The organism is Amycolatopsis sp. VS8301801F10, from assembly GCF_046195355.1.
GTDB lineage: Bacteria > Actinomycetota > Actinomycetes > Mycobacteriales > Pseudonocardiaceae > Amycolatopsis.
In genome coordinates this window covers 6,214,455-6,230,293 of record NZ_CP176065.1, presented here as the reverse complement: position 1 = coordinate 6,230,293, position 15,839 = coordinate 6,214,455, and the positions used below count along the sequence as shown (strand labels likewise).

Below are 15,839 nucleotides of genomic sequence, written 5' to 3'. Positions count from 1 at the left end.
GCGGAGTGGGGAAGCGAGTCACGGCTAGGGCTCCCTGTGGGGTCGCGCGGTCCGGACCGCAGTGGCGTGCGGCGGCTCCGGGACAGGGCGTGGGGTCGTCGGCAGGCCTCCCCGTGGGAGCGGGGGCGGGCGGGCGGCGGGCGCGGAAAGCGGGTGATGACCGGGGCTGGCGAGGTCGCGCCGCGGCGGGGCGGGGAACGCGGGTCATGCCCGAACCTCCCGGTAGTGCTGTTCCAGCCGGTCGAGGAAAGTGCCGAGGCGGTGGCACGCGGCGAGCCCGGCCGAGCGTGCTCCCATCGCCCGGCGCAGGCCCGGGTCGCCGAGGAGGCGGGTGAGGGCGTCGGCGAGGGCGCGCGGCTCTCCCGGCGGGACGAGGATCCCGTTGTGGCCCGCCCGAACCAGCTCGGGGATGCCGCCGACGTCGGTGGCCGCGACCGCCCGGCCCACGCCGAGGGCTTCCAGTGCGACCGTCGGGAAATTCTCCGGCCACACCGACGGGATCGCCACGACCGAAGCGGCGCGGTAGGCCTCCGTCAGTTCGCGGCCGCGGAGCCAGCCGGCGAACCGGACGCGGTCGGCCAAGCCGTGTTCGCTGACCGCCTTTTCCAGGGCCGCTCGCTGGGCGCCGTCGCCGGCGAGGGTGAGCCGGGCGTGCGGCAGGCGGCGGGCGACCGTCGCGAAGGCGGCCACGAGCACGTGCGCGCCTTTCACCGGTTCGAGGCGGCCGACGAACAGCGCGTCCGGGGCGTCGGGGACCGGAGAGGCGGCGGGCAGCGGCACGCCGTTGGGAACGACGTGGATCGGGGTCCGGGGCAGGTCGTGCCGGACGGCGTCGGCGAGGAACCGGCTCGGGGTGAGGATCCGGTCGACCGTCCGCAGGCGGCGCAGGTAGGCGGGGCGTTGCAGGAAACGCAAATAGGCCAGCCGGGCGACGTCCATTGTGGACAGCCGGGCGCGGCCTTCGGCGCGGCTGCGCAGGTTCCACGACAGCAGCTGCCCGGTCCAGTCCTCCGGGCCGTGCACGGTGAGCACCCGGGGATAGGCCGCGGACGCGCTGAGCACGGCCGGGCTGAACTCGCCGATGGTGTGCAGGTGCACCACGTCGGGCCGGAAAGACCGCAGCGCGGCGGTCACCCGCCGGTAGGCGGGCCGGTGCCAGAAGTAGCCCGCGACGCGCGCGGCCGGGCCGCCGCGGATGGCGGGCACCAGGACGTCGGCGAACACCTCCCGGTCGCTGACGGCGGGATCGTCGAGCAGGTGGTCGGTGGCGACGACGAGGACCTGGTGCCCGCGGCGGCGCAGCCCGTCGGAGACGAGGCGGACGCTACGCTCCGCGCCGCCGGCTTCGAAGCCGACGTTGACGACGTGCGCGATCTTCATCCGAACCTCCTTTGCCAGACGGAGACAGTCCGCGCAGGGCGAGCGCGGCGACCGCGACCAGGCCGGACGCGAGATTGCCGGCGCCCCAGGCCGCCGCGATCCAGACGAGGCCCCGCTGGGCCCCGAGCGCGGCGAGGCCGACGGTGACCGCCGCGTAGACCACATTGGACAGATTCAGCGCGGGCAGTTGCCGGGTCACTTTGAGCAGGAACCCGGACCACGTGGTGAACGCGACCGCGAGAGCGGAGACCGCGAGCACGACGAGGCAGTTCCGGGCCTCGGCGGCGTAGCTGGCGCCGAACAGGGCCAGCACCGGTTTCGCGAGGACGACGGCGGCGCCGACGGCGGGCAGCACGATCGCGAGGATGAGCAGCGCCGAGCGTTTCGCCAGCCGCTTGAGGTCTTCCTGTTCGTGCGAGCCCTCGGCGAACAGCGCCTCGCCGACGGCGAACGGGACGGCGTTGACGAAGTTGGCGATCTGGAACGCCACGAAGTAGGCCGCCGACGCTTCCGGCCCGAGCGAACGCAGCACCAGCAGCGGAATCACCAGCAGCGGCACCAGATTCAGGCAGCTGGAGGCGTAGTTGCCGAGCGAGTACGCCAGTGTGGAGCGCAGCGTCGCCGGGTGCACGCGGGGCCGCACCGGGATCCGCAGGCGGCGGCGGATGACGAGCACGCTCGCGACGGCGGCCACCGCGGAAGCCACCGTGCTGGACAGGAAAACGCCGATCGCGCCCGCGCCGACGAAAACGATCGGAAGGGCGATTTTGACCGCGCTCATCAGGACGCCGTTGAGGAGCAGGTTGTACTTCGCCGCGCGCGAGGCGACGAACACCGAATCGGTGAGCAGGTTCTGCGCGACGGCCATCGCCAGCAGCGCGAACAGGGCGACTTGCGGGAACGAGCCGCTGAGGAACGCCAACTCCGGCGAAACGAACGGTGCCACGAGGGCGAAACCGGCCCCGAGAACAGTGCCGGTGACGGCCACCGCGGTGAGCGCGGAACTCACGTGCGCCGCGCGGGACGGGGCCGTGGGCAGGTACCGGACCAGGCTGGAACTGAGCCCGAGCCCGCTGAAGTAGCTCAGCAGGGTCACCGCGGAGAGCAGCGAACTCGCCAGCCCCACTTCGGCGGGCGGGTACAGCCGGGCGACGACGATCCAGAACACGAATCCGGACCCGGCGCCGAGCGCGGTCGTGGCCATGAGGAAGAACGAGTTGCGCACCAGCGGGTCGGATTTCAGCCGCGCGGCGAACGACGGCTCGGGGTCGGCGACCGCGGTCATGCCGGAACCTTGGCCGGGCCGAGCGCTTCGCGGTAGCTCTCTTCGAGGCGCTGGGCGTGGCGCGGCCAGGAGAAGTGTGCGGCGGCGAACCCGGCGGAGTAGCGGCCCATGGCGGCGCGGCGGGCGGGGTCGGCGGCGAGGGAACGCAGCGTCGTGCGCAGGATCGCCGCGTCGCGGGGGAGCAGCGCGACTTGCGTCCGGTCGAGGCCGTAGCAGGCGTAACCCGGGTCGTCGGTGGTGACGACCGGGAGGCCGGAGGCCATGGCTTCTTGGACCGTCAGGGGGAATCCTTCCGCCGTCGAGGGCAGGGCGAAGACGTCGCAGGCGCGGTAGAGGCTGCTGAGGCGGCCGGGGCTCTGCGCGCCGAGGTGGTGCACCGACGGATCCTCGGGGACGTGTTTCGGCCGTTCCCCGGCGAAAACCAGGTCGTAGTCGGGATGCCGGGCCGCGAGCAGCAGGTCGTAGCCCTTCTTCGGCACCGGCCGTCCGACGAACAGCACCAGGACCCGGTCGTGCGGCAGCTGCCAGCGTTCGCGCAGCCGCCGGGCTTCTCCGGGGAACGCGGGCCGGTAGCGTGCGGTGTCGACGCCGTTGGGCAGCACCTCTACGCGGCCGCCGCGAAACCGGCGCACGAACGCCGCGACGGAATCGTTGACCACGAAAACCTCGCGGCTGGCCCGGAACAATCGCCGTCCGATCGACCGGTACACCGCGTGCTGAACCGCGCGCACCAGCTCCGACGGATGCTCGACGACCGCGACGTGCTGGGTCAGGAAGAGCGGCGTGCCGGTCCGCGCCGCTCGCCGTCCGGCGCTCCAAGAGGAGGGGTACAACGTGTCGTGCACGTGGACGACATCCGCCCACCCCACCCATTCCCGGACCGCGCGGAACAGCTGGGGCCCGAACACCGGAAACGGCACTCCGGTCCGGTCTTCGATCCAGTTGAAGGCGGGGACGCGCACGACCCGGAATCGGTCGGCGGGGGCCGGGCGGGCGGCGGGCAGCGCGCTCGTCAGCACGGTGACCTCGGCGCCGCGGGCGGCGAGCGTCCGGGCCTGCTGGGCGGCGACGTTCTCGATCCCCCCGACGTGCGGCGGGTAGTAGTGCGAGACGAGCAGGATCCGGAGGGGACGGGAGGGCGTCATCGGTACACACTCGTTCCATTGCTGCTGTAGACCTTGTTTTTGGTGGCGTCGAGGAACTGCAGCGGATAGCGGTAGGTGACGAGATCTCCTTGGTAGAACACGGTGACCTCGCCCTTGCGGACGGCCGGGTAGCCGAGCAGGACGAACGAGCCGGGCCGCACGAGCGGGGGATAGATGTCGTCCCCCGGACGGCCGTCGAGCAGCGTCTGGAGCCGGCTGAGCGTGTAGCGGTCGGACTGGATGCGCTGGGCCGCGGTGTGCTGTTCGAGCCACGCGAGGGCGGCTCGTTCCTGCGGGTGCGCGTAGTAGATGTCGTAGTACAGCCCGGCGTTGTCCAGTTGCAGTTGCGCGGGATAGCCGCCGAACAGCCGGGGCAGCGCGCCGGTGAGGTCGAGGAACAGCAGCAGCGCCACGGCGGTGGCGGCGGGCATTCGCCACCGTTTCCGGAGCCACGACAGCGCCCAGACCGAGCCCATCGCGATGAACGGGGCGAAGCCGAACAAGCCTTGCTGGAACGTGCGCAGGAGCCCGTAATCGACCGAGAGCTGCGGCAGCGCGAGTTCGGCGGCGAGCACGCCCAGGCCGCCGGCGGCGAGGACGAACAGGTCGTGCGTCGGCCGGAACACGGTCGCGGTGGCGATGAGGGTTCCGGCTAGGCCGAGGAGCAGCAGCACTTGCAGCCCGTCCGCGCACCAGGTGCGGAGGAGGGCGTTGATGCGGGGGACGTCGAGGCCAAGCTGGTCGAGCGCGGAACCGGCCGCGGTCAACGGCAGCTTGCTCGGCGGCGCGACCTGAGTGGTCGCCGCGCGCAAGGCCAGGGGCGGCGCACTGCCGGTGCTCGCTCGGGTCGATTCGGCGTAATCGCGCAGCCGTTGCTGCGGGCTGACCCGGGCGGAGCTGAAGATGCTGTACGCGGTGTCGGACGAGCCGCGTTGAACCTGGTCCGGGTGGAACAGGCCCTGGGCGGTGGCGACGGCGGTGTGCTGGAGCTGATGCCAGGTGCCGGTGACCGGTCCGGTCCACAGCGCGGAGCACAGGACCGCGACGCCGATCATCGGCCAGGCGACGAAATCGGTGGCCTCCTTCGGCGCACGCTCGGCGAGACGGCGGCGCAACGGCGGAACCACCCGGATGACGCCGCTGGCGAGCTTTCCCAGCAGCAGCACGCCGATCAGCACGTAAGTGGTGGAGTAATGCGAGAGCACGATTCCCGCGAACAGGACGGTGAACGCGATCCGCCGCGCGCGCCGTGGGGCAGTGCGGTCGCTCAACGCCAGAACCGCGCAGCCCAGCAGGAGAAACGCGATCTCCTGGCGGCCGAGGAACGGCATGTCGGTGAAAAACGTGGGGAAGGCGAGGAAATAGGTCGCGGCGAGCAGCGAAATGCGTTTAGCCGTGAGATTGCGCGTCGTGCGGTACACCGCGACCGGTGCCGCGGCGAACAGCATCGGCAGCACCACCTTGAAGATCGCCAGGCCGGGCAGGCCGGTCAGCTGCGCCAGCGAGGCGGGCAGGAGGGTGATGCTGAGGCAGGCCTGGTACGCGTCGGGGTCGCCGGAAACATCCCAGTGGCCCTTGGCTGAAGTCAGCTGGAAAAGCAGGTATTCGCGTTGGATGTCGTGCCCGGTGACGAACCAGCCGCGCAGCGAGGTCAGCAGGAGCAAAGCCGTTGCCGCGCACAGGATTCCGCACGCGAGGACGCCGTCCCCGTACCGGTCCGCCTGGACGAACAGGAGCCCGAGCAGCGCCGCGACGAGGAACAGTGCGAGCAGGCTCGTCGCGCCGGTGAACCCGTTGTTCAGCCGGATGGCTCCGGCGATCGCGACCGTCAACGCGAGGAGTCCGAGGACCGCGACCGGTGCGACGTCGCGCACCGGCATCAAGCGCGGCGCCCGCACCGGCGGCGAAGTGCCGGTGAGCCGTCGGTCCACCACCGCGAGCGCCGCCGCGGTCAACATTTGGGCCACCGCCAGCGACGCGGCCGTCAACGGGCGTGACACGCCGAACCAGGGGAGCACGGTGTTGACGGCCAGCGCGGCGACCATCGCGGCCAGCACGGCGAAACCCAGCCCCAGCAGCCACTGAGCCTCGCGGGTGGACGCGATGCGGGTGGAAATCCGGCGGCACAGCCAGGCCGGGGCGCCCAGCACGAGCCACAGACCGGCGACTGTCACCAGTACTGCTGGTCGCCACGGCAGCAGCTCCACGAGACCGGCGGCCAGCACCGTACCGAGCACGACGGTGCGCTGACTGGGAAGCATCACGGCAGCACCTCGGCGTAGACGGCCTCGACCTGGTCCGCCACCGCGGTCCAGGTGAACTCCCGAGCTGCTCTCGCGCTGGCCGCGGCGGTCCGTTGCCAGAGGTCCTCGTCCGCGGCGAATTCGTCGATCGCCGCGGCCAGTGCGGCGGAATCGGCCGGGGCGAGGGCACCGATGCCGCGGAGGAGTTCGGTGTTTCCCGGTACGTCGGTCGCGAGCACCGGCAACCCGGCGGCCATCGCTTCGAGCGCGGCGAGCGACATTCCCTCGCGATCCGAGGGCAACACGAACAGGTCCGCTTGCTCGTAGCGGTTTCGCAGAGCGGCACCGTGCAGCCGGCCGTGAAACCGCACTCCCGGAATCCCTTGCTGCTGCACGGTTTCCTCGAGCTGCTGCCGTTGCTCCCCGTCCCCGGCCACATCGAGGACCACCGGCCGGCGCACCAGCATCAGCGCGCGCAGGAGCCGCGCGAGGTTCTTCTGCGGGCTCAGCCGTCCGACGAACAGCAAGCGCAGCACCGGTTCCCGGCGCGGGCGCGGCGGGAGGAAGAACTCGCCGGACACTCCGTTCGGCACCGCGAAGATCCGCCCCGGGTCCACCCGGTACGCGGTGCGGACGAATTCCCGCTGCGCCTCGGTCAGCACCAGCACCCCGGCGGCGGCCCGCAGAACGCGGCCGAACACGTGTTTTTTGTAGTGCGGCAACAGCCATCCCAGTTTTCCGGACTGGTCGACGTCCAGGTGGAAGTGGAGCAGGAACGGCTGGCGGCGCACGGCCGCGGCGAGCGCGACCTGCTCGGGCAGCACCGCGTGGGCGGCGTGCAGATGCCACACCGCGGTCCTCGGCGTGCGCAGCAAAGCGGGAACGAGACCGGCGGATACCGGCGTATGCGCGACATCGAGCGCGGCGGTGCGGATGGTGGCGACGTTGTGCACCAGCTCGCGCCGCGGCGAGTCGCGCGCACCGACGGTCGTGGTGAGCACGGTGACTTCGTGGCGTTGCGCCTGCTGCCGGGCGAGATGCTGCACTACCGCTTCCATTCCGCCCAGATGCGGCGGGTAGTACGGAGTGATCTGGACGATCCGGCGGCGCTTCACGGCCTGCCCCCGGAAGCGTTGCCGGGCAAGCGGAACCGGAGGTTCTCCAGGCCGCCCGCGACGTTCACCGCGATCGCGTCGACGACCTGCCCGGGCGGGATCGGCAGCCGGAAGTCCACCGCGGTGAACTGGCCGGGCTCGAGGGTCACGTGCCGCGAGACTCCCGGGAGCCGGTCCGCGGACGGGGTCTCCAGCGCGGCCACCACGGTGTAGTCCGCGCGGGCGGGACCGTGGCGCACCAGCGCGACCTCCGCGGCGACCGCTCCGTCCCGGAACGTTGGCGTGCCGACGAAGTACAGCTCGGTGTAGGTCTCGGGCTGTTCGGTGAAGGATTGCCGGAACAGCGTCCGGGCGGCCGGCCACCCCAGGACCGTCACCGTCCCGAGCACCGCCACCGCCGCGACCGCACCGGCGAATTTCAGCCAGCCGCGGCCGTGGCCTCGGTCTACTTCCGCGGAGTCGGCCACGCTCAGTCCGCCATCGCCAGGACGCATTCGGCCTCGCCCGCGCAGAGCGCGTTCGCCGGCCCCCGCGCGGTGCGCGCCCGGTGGGCGGCCAGCTGCGCGAGGTTGCGCAGGCCGTCGCGCACGGCGTGCAGTTTGACGTCGCCGCCGCGGATCCGGTACTCGATCGGCGTTTCGCCGCAGCGGAAACCGCGGACGTAGGCGTCGTTCTTGATTTCCTGCGAGAACGGCATCCCGCCGGAGCGGATGTCCAGATGGCGCCAGACGTGCCGGCGGAACACCCACATCCCGGACTGCGAATCCCGGAACGGCGAACGGAAGAAGAACCGGCTGATCAGCGTCAGCGCCCGGTTGCCGATCCGGTGCGACGGCTTCATCGCGTCGCGGTTCTCGCGGCCGAGCCGGTTGGTGGACAGGAAATCGAGCTGCCGCTCGGCCAGCGTGGCCAGCAGTCCCGGCAGGTGGTCGAACGGGTAGGTGCAGTCCGCGTCGCCGGTGGCGATCACGTCGCCGGTCGCCGCGGCGAACCCCGCGTGGTAGGCGTGCCCGTACCCGCGCAGCGGCTGCCGGATCACCCGGGCGCCGAGCGCGGCGGCCACGTCGCCGGTCCCGTCGGTCGAGGCGTTGTCGACCACGAGCACCTCGGTCTCGTAGCCCAGCGCCGCGAGGCCGGAGTGCGGGATCGTGGCCAGCACGCGCGGCATGTTGACCCGTTCGTTGAGCGCGGGGATGACGACGGAGAGCCTGCGCGGGCGGGCCCGTTCGGCGCGGGTGCCGCGGCTCGCGGTCCGGAGGCGGCAGCAGGGCCCGGCGGCCGGGCTCGCGGCGGTGTCGTCCGACGGCGAGGAGCTGGAACGCTCGATGTTCGACGTCATGGAGGAACCTCGGTTCTGGTCTGGTGCTCGGCGGGGACAGGCGCGGGAGAGCACGCGGGCGCGGCCGGATCCGGAGGCGGGAAGCACCGATTGCCCGGCCTCGTCAGGCCGGGTGGTCGGAGTCCGCCGGCGGGGAGCCTGCCGGCGACGGGTCGGGGGCGGGGTTGTGTTGTGGAGGCGGGCGGTGCGAACGGCCGCGAGGGCCGTGCGAGCGCGCTTCGGCGCCCGGCCTTGTATCTGTATCGATGCCGAGCACCTGGGCGCTACGTGCGGTTAGCGAATTTCTCGTGCGCTCGACCAGTGCGGCGCCGAATGCGGCCGCGAGAATGAACGGTCGTCGCAGGTAATGGTGACGGGTGCGCAAAAAACCGAAAGGGATTCGCGTGCGGTTTCACTCGGTCGGCCTACTACGAAAAGCGCGTCCGGCGGGCCGGAAATGGCGGCCTCGTGCCGGATGCGAGGTATGCCCGCATGCGGTCCCCGGTTTCCTGGACGCGGGTATATGCCTTGCTGTGCAACGGTAATCGGACGGGACTAACGCCCGAACGATCCGTGCCTTCCCTCGCCCTCGGCCGAACGGGAGGCTCCCGCAAGGGCATCCGAGCGCAGCGACTGAATCCCGTGCCGGAATTCGTTTTCCAGTGCGGATTCCTCGCTCAAGGACTCGTTCTCCAGCAATGCCGCCCGGTCCTCTCGCAAACACGTCTGCGGAAACGCGGCGAGTTCCCGGGCGAGCGCGATCGCGGCGGGCAAAGCCTGCCCGGACGGCACGACGCGGTCGGCCAATCCGATCCGGTGCGCTTCCTCCGCGCCGACCGGCCGCCCGGTGAGCACCAGATCGAGCGCGTGGCCGCGGCCGATCAGCCGCGGCAGCCGGACCGTGCCGCCGTCGATCAGCGGGACGCCCCAGCGGCGGCAGAACACGCCGAACACCGCGGTCTCGTCGGCGATCCGGAGGTCGGCCCAGATCGCCAGTTCCAGTCCGCCCGCGACGGCGTGTCCGGACACCGCCGCGAGCACCGGCTTGCGCAGTCGCAGGCGGGTCGGCCCCATCGGGCCGTCGCCGTCCGGTTCGGTGCGGTTGCCGCGGCCCTCGCTCACCGCCTTGAGGTCCGCTCCCGCGCAGAAAGTCCCGCCAACGCCGTACAGCACGGCGACGGAGGCGTCCGAAGCGTCGAAGTCCCGCAAGGCGTCGGCCAGCGCCTCGGCGGTGGCCCGGTCGACGGCGTTGCGGCGTTCCGGCCGGTTGATGCCGATGGTGGTGACCGGACCGTCGTGTTCGACCAGCACAGTGCTCAACGGGGCCTCCTGCGGAAGAAGCGGCTGTCCGCGCAGCATGCCACGGCCCGTAGGCTCCGGCAGGGAAGAGGGCACGGGAAACGGCACGGGATCGGGAAGGGGACCGCGGAATGGACGGCCTGGCGGCGTTCGGATTCGAGCTGGGGGTGCTCAAGCGGGTCCGCCGCGCGGGCTGGTGGCAGGCAGGGGTCCGCGACCCGGAATCGGTGGCCGAGCACAGTCTCCGGGCGGCGCAGCTGGCCGCGCTGCTCGCTGCCGAGGAGGGTGCGAACCCCGAGCGCGCCGCGTTTCTCGCGCTGTGGCACGACACGCAGGAGACCCGCACCGGCGACCTCCCGCACACCGCCGCGCCGTACCTGACGAAGCCGGAGCCGCGCGCGATCACCGCGGACCAGACGGCGGGTTTGCCGCGTGCGTCGGCGGAAACCGTGCAGACGGCGGTAGACGAGTACGAAACGCGCGAGTCGCCCGAGGCGCGGTGCGCGAAGGACGCCGACAAACTCGAGATGCTTCTCCAGGCGCTGGAATACCGCGCGACCGGAGTATCCACAGTGGACGAATGGCTCGCGTCGGCGCAGGCCGGGCTTTTCACCGATACGGCCCGGCGGGTCGCCGAGGCCGCGCTGGCGACGGAGCCGCTGGCGTGGCGGTCTCGTTAGCGCTCACCCACATGGGCGCACTTTTGGTTTAAAACTGTCCTCTCTGGGAAAGATCCAATGTACGACCATCTCGGGGAGGCACAGGATGAACCGGAAACTCACCGCAGTGCTGGCCAGTGTCGCCGCGATGGCGGCAACGATCGGATTCGCGGCCACCGCGGAGGCGGCGGGACCGCCGTGCGGGCCCCAGGCGAAGGCGTGCCTGAAGCTGTCGTCCAACACGGCGTGGCTGATGGACAACGGCAAGGTCACCCGCGGCGGCGTGCCCGTCACGGTCGGCAAGCCCAAGTATCCGACCCCGGTCGGCACGTTCCGCGTGCAGTACAAGGACATCGACCACTACAGCAAGCAGTTCAACGGCCCGATGCCGTACTCGGTCTTCTTCACCACTACCGGGGTCGCGTTCCATCAGGGCAGCCTGAAGGTCCAGTCGCACGGCTGCGTCCACCTGTCGCACGCCGACGCGGTGGCGTTCTACAACACGCTGCAGCCGGGCGACGTGGTCCAGGTGGTGCGCTGATCACCCGACGGGCGCCGGCCGCCGCAGCGCTTGCCGGCGCAGGCGGCCGAACCCCCGCGGGTCGTTGAGCCCGAACACCGCCACGGTCCGGCCGTCGCGGTGGTAGGTGGCGAGGAAGGATTCGTCGTCCGGGCCGCCTTCGGCGAAGCGCACCTCGTCACCGGGGGAGGGATGCCCGGCGAGCTGGATCGTCCCGGCGTATTGATCGGACCAGACGTAGCCGCTCGGCTCGTACTCCCGGACCACTTGCCCGGCCAGCAGATTGGCGACCGCGACCGAGGCCTGTTCGGTGGCGTTGGTCCAGTGCTCGTGCCGGGTGCCTGCCGGGCCGTACGCCGCGACATCGCCCGCCGCGACCACGTTCGGCAGCGAAGTGACCAGGCCGGCGTTCGTATGCACGCCGTTGCCGGTCGCCAGCCCGGAGCCGTCGAGCCATTCGACGGCCGGAACCATGCCGATCCCGGCGACGACCACGTCCGCGGGCAGAATCTCCCCGGTTTCCAGCTGTACCCCGGTGACCCGGCCGTCGAGCGTCGACAGCCCGGCCACTGAAGCGCCGCAGCGCAGGGTGACGCCGTTCCGTCCGTGCAGACGCGCGCAGATCGCGCCGAGTTCCGAACCCAGTACGCGGGCCATCGGCGTCGGCAATGCCTCCAGCACGGTGACGTCCAGGCCCAGAGCGTTGGCCGTCGACGCCACCTCAGCCCCGATGAACCCGCCTCCGACGATCACCACGCGCGCACCGGGAACCAGTTCCTCGCGCAGCGCGAGTGCGTCTTCCACAGTGCGCAGAACATGAACTCCGGCAACGGATTCCGTCCCCGGCAAGGCGCGAGCGCGTCCGCCGGTGGCAAGGACGACGCCGTCCGCCTCCAGCTCGCCCTCGGACAGCACGACGCGGCCGGTCGACGGGTCGAGCCGCTCCGCGCGGATGCCGAGCCGGACGTCCAGCGTGGCGAGGTCGTCGGCGTCGAGCAGGTCCAGCGACTCCCGCGACGCGGTACCGGCCAGGAAGGCTTTCGACAGCGGCGGCCGGTCGTAGGGGAGATGCGGCTCCTCGCCGATCAGCACCACGCGACCGTCGAACCCTTGGGCGCGCAGCTCCTGCGCGGCGCGGGCGCCGGCGAGCGAAGCGCCGACGATCGCGACCGTTTTCACGCAGCGTCCTCGGCGGCGTCGGCGAGCACGTAGATCACGCCGTCGTCGACCCGCACCTGGTAGGTGCGCACCGGCTGCTTGGCGGGCAGGCAGGACGGCATCCCGGTGCGCAGGTCGAACAGCGCCGCGTGCAGCGGGCATTCCACGAAGCAGCCTTCGAGCCAGCCGTCGGCCAGCGACGCGTCCTGGTGGGTGCAGGTGTCCCCGATCGCATACAGCTCGCCGTCGGCATTGAAGACGGCGATGGGCTCCGGCCCCGCGATCCGGACGGACTCGCCCGGGGGCAGCTCGTCCACAGTGCACGCGCGCAGCATTGATTCCTCCGAAGCTGGGGATTGTTGCGTATTGAGGAACACCTGACGTGATACGCAACAGAGTCTGAGCGCGCGGAAGGGGCGCCGTCAAGAGGTTCCGGGGTGGAGTTTTTCGGAGCGCCGTTCCGGGTGAAAGCCGTGGTCGAAGGCGGTTCCGGCGAACGGGTGCGGCACCGGGGAGGGTGCTTGACAGCGCTCCGGCCGGGCCTCATCTTGTTCCGGAGAGGGCAACAAGACGCGTAATACGCAACTTCGACCGTGTTCGAGAGGAGCCCTGCCGGTGACCGCTATCGACCTCCCGCAGAGCCTGCTGCCGACTCTGCCCGGGCCGCACTACACCGACCCGGCGATCTTCGCCCGGGAGCAGGAGCGGATCTTCGAAGCGGGGTGGTTCTGCGCGGTGCGCAGCGCTGACCTGCCGTCGCCAGGCCAGTTCGAGACCGTGCAGATCGGCCGCGAAAGCGTGCTGATCGCCCGCGGCCGGGACGGGGCGCTGCGCGCGTTCCTGAACGTGTGCCGGCACCGCGGCGCGCGGCTGTGCACCGACGAAAAGGGTTCGGTGAAGCGCGCTTTCCAGTGCATGTACCACGCCTGGACCTACGGCCTCGACGGAAAGCTCGTCGCCGCACCGAATTTGACCGGCATGCCGGACGTCGACCGCGTCGAATACGGCCTCACGAAGGTGCATTTGCGCGAATGGCTCGGCTACGCCTGGGTTTGCCTCGCCGAAGAAGCACCGTCCTTTGCCGACACGGTGATGGCCGACGTGAGCGAACGGCTCGGCGGCCCGGGCGAAATCGAGGCTTACGGCATCGAGGATCTCGCGCTGGGCCGGCGCATCGAGTACGACGTGCGCGCGAACTGGAAGCAGATCATCGAGAATTTCATGGAGTGCTACCACTGCGCGACCATCCATCCGGAACTCACCGAGGTGCTCCCGGAGTTCGCGGACGGATACGCCGCGCAGTATTTCGTCGGCCACGGCGCGGAATTCGGCGCGGACGTCACCGGGTTCACTGTGGACGGCGGCGACGGCCTGCCGCGGCTGCCCGGCGTCGGCGAGCACCAGGACCGCCGGTACTACGCGATCACGATCCGGCCGCAGGTGTTCGTGAACCTGGTGCCCGACCACGTGATCGTGCACCGGATGTTCCCGCTGGCCCCGGACCGCACCCTGGTCCGCTGCGACTGGCTGTACCTGCCGGAGGTCGTGGAATCGGGCGCGGACCTCGACCGGTCGGTGGAGCTGTTCCACCGGGTGAACCAGCAGGATTTCGAGGCGTGCGAACGATGCCAGCAGGCGATGGGGTCCCGCGCGTACGCCCGCGGCGGCGTGCTGGTGCCGAGCGAACACCACATCGGCGAGTTCCACGCCTGGGTGCGCGCGAAGGCCGGGGACTAGATCAGCGCCCGGATCGCCTCCTCGAAACCGGTCACGTGGTCGAGCGTCAGCGCCGCCGCCTTCTTCGCGTCCCCCTCGGCGATCGCGGTCAGCAGCGGCGAATGCTCGTCCACGTGCCCGGCCATCCCGCGCAGCCGGGGGAGGAACACGCACCAGATCCGGGTGGCGAGGTTGTCGTAATGGATCAGCGTGTCCTCGAAGAACGGATTGTGCACGCAGCGGTAGATCGCGCGGTGGAGTTCGAGGTCGGTGCGCAGCAGTTCGGCGTTTTCCCTCGGCGTGGCCGAATCCAGCTGATCGCGCAGGGCGACGAGCCGGGCGCGGTCCTCGTCGCTCGCCCGCGTCGCGGCGGACGCGGCGGCCGTCGGCTCGAGGGTGCGCCGGACCTCGGAGATGTGCGCGAGGTCGGAGATGTTGACGTCGGTGGCGAACGTGCCGCGGCGCGGGTACGCCACCACGAGGCGTTCGGTTTCCAGGCGTTTCAGCGCTTCGCGGATCGGCGTGCGGCCCATCTCGAGCACGCTGCCCGCCCATTCCTCGTTGATCGGGTCGCCCGGCTTGATGTCGAGCATGACGAGGCGGTCGCGCAGGAACTCGTAGGCGCGTTCGGCCAGCGACGGGGCGGGGGCCGGGATGACGTGGTTGACCGGGGTGCTCACCCGCCCTACTCTACAGCGAAGATTGATATATCAGTAGTCGACCAGTTGTCCGATACGGGAGGCCAGCCGGAATGACCACGACCGACCAGCCTCGTCCGCCGGGTGCGGACCTGCCGGAGCACCCGGATTTCCTGTGGCGGGACCCGGAACCGCGGCGCGCGTACGACGTCGTCGTGGTGGGCGGCGGCGGACACGGCCTCGCGACCGCCTACTACCTCGCCAAGGTGCACGGCATCACGAACGTCGCGGTGCTCGAGAAAGGCTGGCTCGCCGGCGGGAACATGGCCCGCAACACCACGATCATCCGGTCCAACTACCTGTGGGACGAAAGCTCCGGCATCTACGAGCACTCGCTGAAACTGTGGGAGGGCCTCGAGGAAGACCTCGGCTACCCGATCCTGTTCAGCCAGCGCGGCGTGCTCAACCTCGCGCACAGCCTGCAGGACGTCCGCGACAGCGTGCGCCGGGTGAACGCCAACCGGCTCAACGGGATCGACGCGGAATGGGTCGACGCGGACGGCGTCAAGGAACTCTGCCCGATCGTGAACACCTCGCCGGACGTGCGGTACCCGGTGCTCGGCGCGACCTACCAGCCGCGCGCCGGGATCGCCAAACACGACTACGTGGCTTGGGGTTTCGCCCGCGCGGCGGCCGCGCTGGGCGTCGACCTGATCCAGAACTGCGCGGTGACCGGCCTGGAAACGCGCGACGGCAAGGCGGTCGCGGTCGAAACCAGCCGGGGCCGGATCGCCGCCGGGAAGGTCGCGCTGTGCGCCGCCGGGCACAGTTCGGTGCTGGCGAAGATGGCCGGCATCGACCTGCCGCTGGTGTCGCACCCGCTGCAGGCGCTCGTGTCGGAACTGCTCGAACCGGTGCACCCGACGGTGGTCATGTCGAACGCCGTGCACGTCTACGTTTCCCAGGCGCACAAGGGAGAACTCGTGATGGGCGCGGGCATCGACTCCTACGCCGGCTACGGCCAGCGCGGCGCGTTCCACATCATCGAGGACCAGATGGCCGCCGCGCTGGAGCTGTTCCCGGTGTTCGCGCGGGCGCACCTGCTGCGGACCTGGGCGGGCATCGTCGACGTGACCCCGGACGCGTCGCCGATCATCGGGCTGACCCCGGTGGAGAACCTGTACCTCAACTGCGGCTGGGGGACCGGCGGTTTCAAGGCCACGCCGGGCGTCGGCGACTGCTTCGCGCACACCGTCGCGAAGGGCAAGCCGCATCCGTACGCCGAGCCGTTCACCCTCGAGAGGTTCACCACCGGCGCGCTCGTCGACGAGCACGGCGCCGCCGCCGTCGCGCATTAGGAGCC

Annotated in this window: 15 protein-coding genes; 4 read left to right on the top strand and 11 right to left on the bottom strand. The window is 70.9% G+C overall.

Going from position 1 to position 15,839, the window contains the following annotated elements; translation table 11 throughout:
- Nucleotides 1-204 precede the first annotated feature (204 nt).
- The 8 genes from F9C11_RS29415 to F9C11_RS29380 all read right to left on the bottom strand — a co-directional run bounded on the left by F9C11_RS29415 (nucleotide 205) and on the right by F9C11_RS29380 (nucleotide 9,845).
- The gene (locus tag F9C11_RS29415) at nucleotides 205-1,380 is read right to left on the bottom strand and encodes a glycosyltransferase family 4 protein (protein WP_409180599.1); all 1,176 of its coding nucleotides are present in this window, start codon (nucleotides 1,378-1,380) and stop codon (nucleotides 205-207) included.
- On the bottom strand, nucleotides 1,325-2,665 hold the full coding sequence (locus tag F9C11_RS29410; protein WP_409180598.1) for a lipopolysaccharide biosynthesis protein: 1,341 nt from the start codon (nucleotides 2,663-2,665) through the stop codon (nucleotides 1,325-1,327). The genes F9C11_RS29415 and F9C11_RS29410 overlap by 56 nt, the downstream gene beginning before the upstream one ends.
- Entirely contained in the window at nucleotides 2,662-3,810 is a 1,149-nt protein-coding gene (locus F9C11_RS29405) for a glycosyltransferase family 4 protein (RefSeq protein WP_409180597.1), read from the bottom strand. The genes F9C11_RS29410 and F9C11_RS29405 overlap by 4 nt, the downstream gene beginning before the upstream one ends.
- Nucleotides 3,807-6,074, bottom strand: coding sequence for a hypothetical protein (locus tag F9C11_RS29400; RefSeq protein ID WP_409180596.1), 2,268 nt, complete (start codon nucleotides 6,072-6,074; stop codon nucleotides 3,807-3,809). Before F9C11_RS29400 ends, F9C11_RS29405 begins: the two co-directional genes overlap by 4 nt.
- Nucleotides 6,071-7,168, bottom strand: coding sequence for a glycosyltransferase family 4 protein (locus tag F9C11_RS29395; protein WP_409180595.1), 1,098 nt, complete (start codon nucleotides 7,166-7,168; stop codon nucleotides 6,071-6,073). Before F9C11_RS29395 ends, F9C11_RS29400 begins: the two co-directional genes overlap by 4 nt.
- The gene (locus F9C11_RS29390; RefSeq protein ID WP_409180594.1) at nucleotides 7,165-7,635 is read right to left on the bottom strand and encodes a hypothetical protein; all 471 of its coding nucleotides are present in this window, start codon (nucleotides 7,633-7,635) and stop codon (nucleotides 7,165-7,167) included. The genes F9C11_RS29395 and F9C11_RS29390 overlap by 4 nt, the downstream gene beginning before the upstream one ends.
- A 2-nt stretch (nucleotides 7,636-7,637) precedes the next feature.
- Nucleotides 7,638-8,507: a glycosyltransferase family 2 protein gene (locus F9C11_RS29385; RefSeq protein ID WP_409180593.1), complete on the bottom strand. Its 870-nt coding sequence runs from the start codon at nucleotides 8,505-8,507 to the stop codon at nucleotides 7,638-7,640.
- Between the two features lie 534 nt (nucleotides 8,508-9,041).
- The gene (locus F9C11_RS29380) at nucleotides 9,042-9,845 is read right to left on the bottom strand and encodes a crotonase/enoyl-CoA hydratase family protein (RefSeq protein WP_409180592.1); all 804 of its coding nucleotides are present in this window, start codon (nucleotides 9,843-9,845) and stop codon (nucleotides 9,042-9,044) included.
- Nucleotides 9,846-9,916: 71 nt separating this feature from the next.
- On the opposite strand from F9C11_RS29380, the gene F9C11_RS29375 reads away from it, so the two are divergent.
- Nucleotides 9,917-10,465, top strand: a complete 549-nt coding sequence (locus F9C11_RS29375) for an HD domain-containing protein (RefSeq protein ID WP_409180591.1) — start codon at nucleotides 9,917-9,919, stop codon at nucleotides 10,463-10,465.
- Between the two features lie 85 nt (nucleotides 10,466-10,550).
- Complete coding sequence (locus F9C11_RS29370; RefSeq protein ID WP_409180590.1) at nucleotides 10,551-10,985, top strand: L,D-transpeptidase; 435 nt, start codon at nucleotides 10,551-10,553, stop codon at nucleotides 10,983-10,985.
- Here F9C11_RS29370 and F9C11_RS29365 read toward each other — a convergent pair whose 3' ends face one another.
- Both F9C11_RS29365 and F9C11_RS29360 read right to left on the bottom strand, forming a co-directional pair.
- On the bottom strand, nucleotides 10,986-12,143 hold the full coding sequence (locus F9C11_RS29365; RefSeq protein ID WP_409180589.1) for an NAD(P)/FAD-dependent oxidoreductase: 1,158 nt from the start codon (nucleotides 12,141-12,143) through the stop codon (nucleotides 10,986-10,988).
- Nucleotides 12,140-12,457, bottom strand: coding sequence for a bifunctional 3-phenylpropionate/cinnamic acid dioxygenase ferredoxin subunit (locus F9C11_RS29360; protein WP_409180588.1), 318 nt, complete (start codon nucleotides 12,455-12,457; stop codon nucleotides 12,140-12,142). Before F9C11_RS29360 ends, F9C11_RS29365 begins: the two co-directional genes overlap by 4 nt.
- 280 nt (nucleotides 12,458-12,737) lie before the next feature.
- Between F9C11_RS29360 and F9C11_RS29355 the strand changes: the two genes are divergently transcribed.
- Nucleotides 12,738-13,859: an aromatic ring-hydroxylating oxygenase subunit alpha gene (locus F9C11_RS29355; RefSeq protein ID WP_409180587.1), complete on the top strand. Its 1,122-nt coding sequence runs from the start codon at nucleotides 12,738-12,740 to the stop codon at nucleotides 13,857-13,859.
- Here F9C11_RS29355 and F9C11_RS29350 read toward each other — a convergent pair.
- Nucleotides 13,856-14,518 (bottom strand): GntR family transcriptional regulator, encoded by a 663-nt coding sequence (locus F9C11_RS29350; RefSeq protein WP_409180586.1) that lies wholly within the window; start codon nucleotides 14,516-14,518, stop codon nucleotides 13,856-13,858. The genes F9C11_RS29355 and F9C11_RS29350 overlap by 4 nt on opposite strands.
- A 71-nt stretch (nucleotides 14,519-14,589) precedes the next feature.
- On the opposite strand from F9C11_RS29350, the gene F9C11_RS29345 reads away from it, so the two are divergent.
- Nucleotides 14,590-15,834: a sarcosine oxidase subunit beta family protein gene (locus F9C11_RS29345; RefSeq protein ID WP_409180585.1), complete on the top strand. Its 1,245-nt coding sequence runs from the start codon at nucleotides 14,590-14,592 to the stop codon at nucleotides 15,832-15,834.
- The last annotated feature ends 5 nt before the right edge of the window (nucleotides 15,835-15,839 follow it).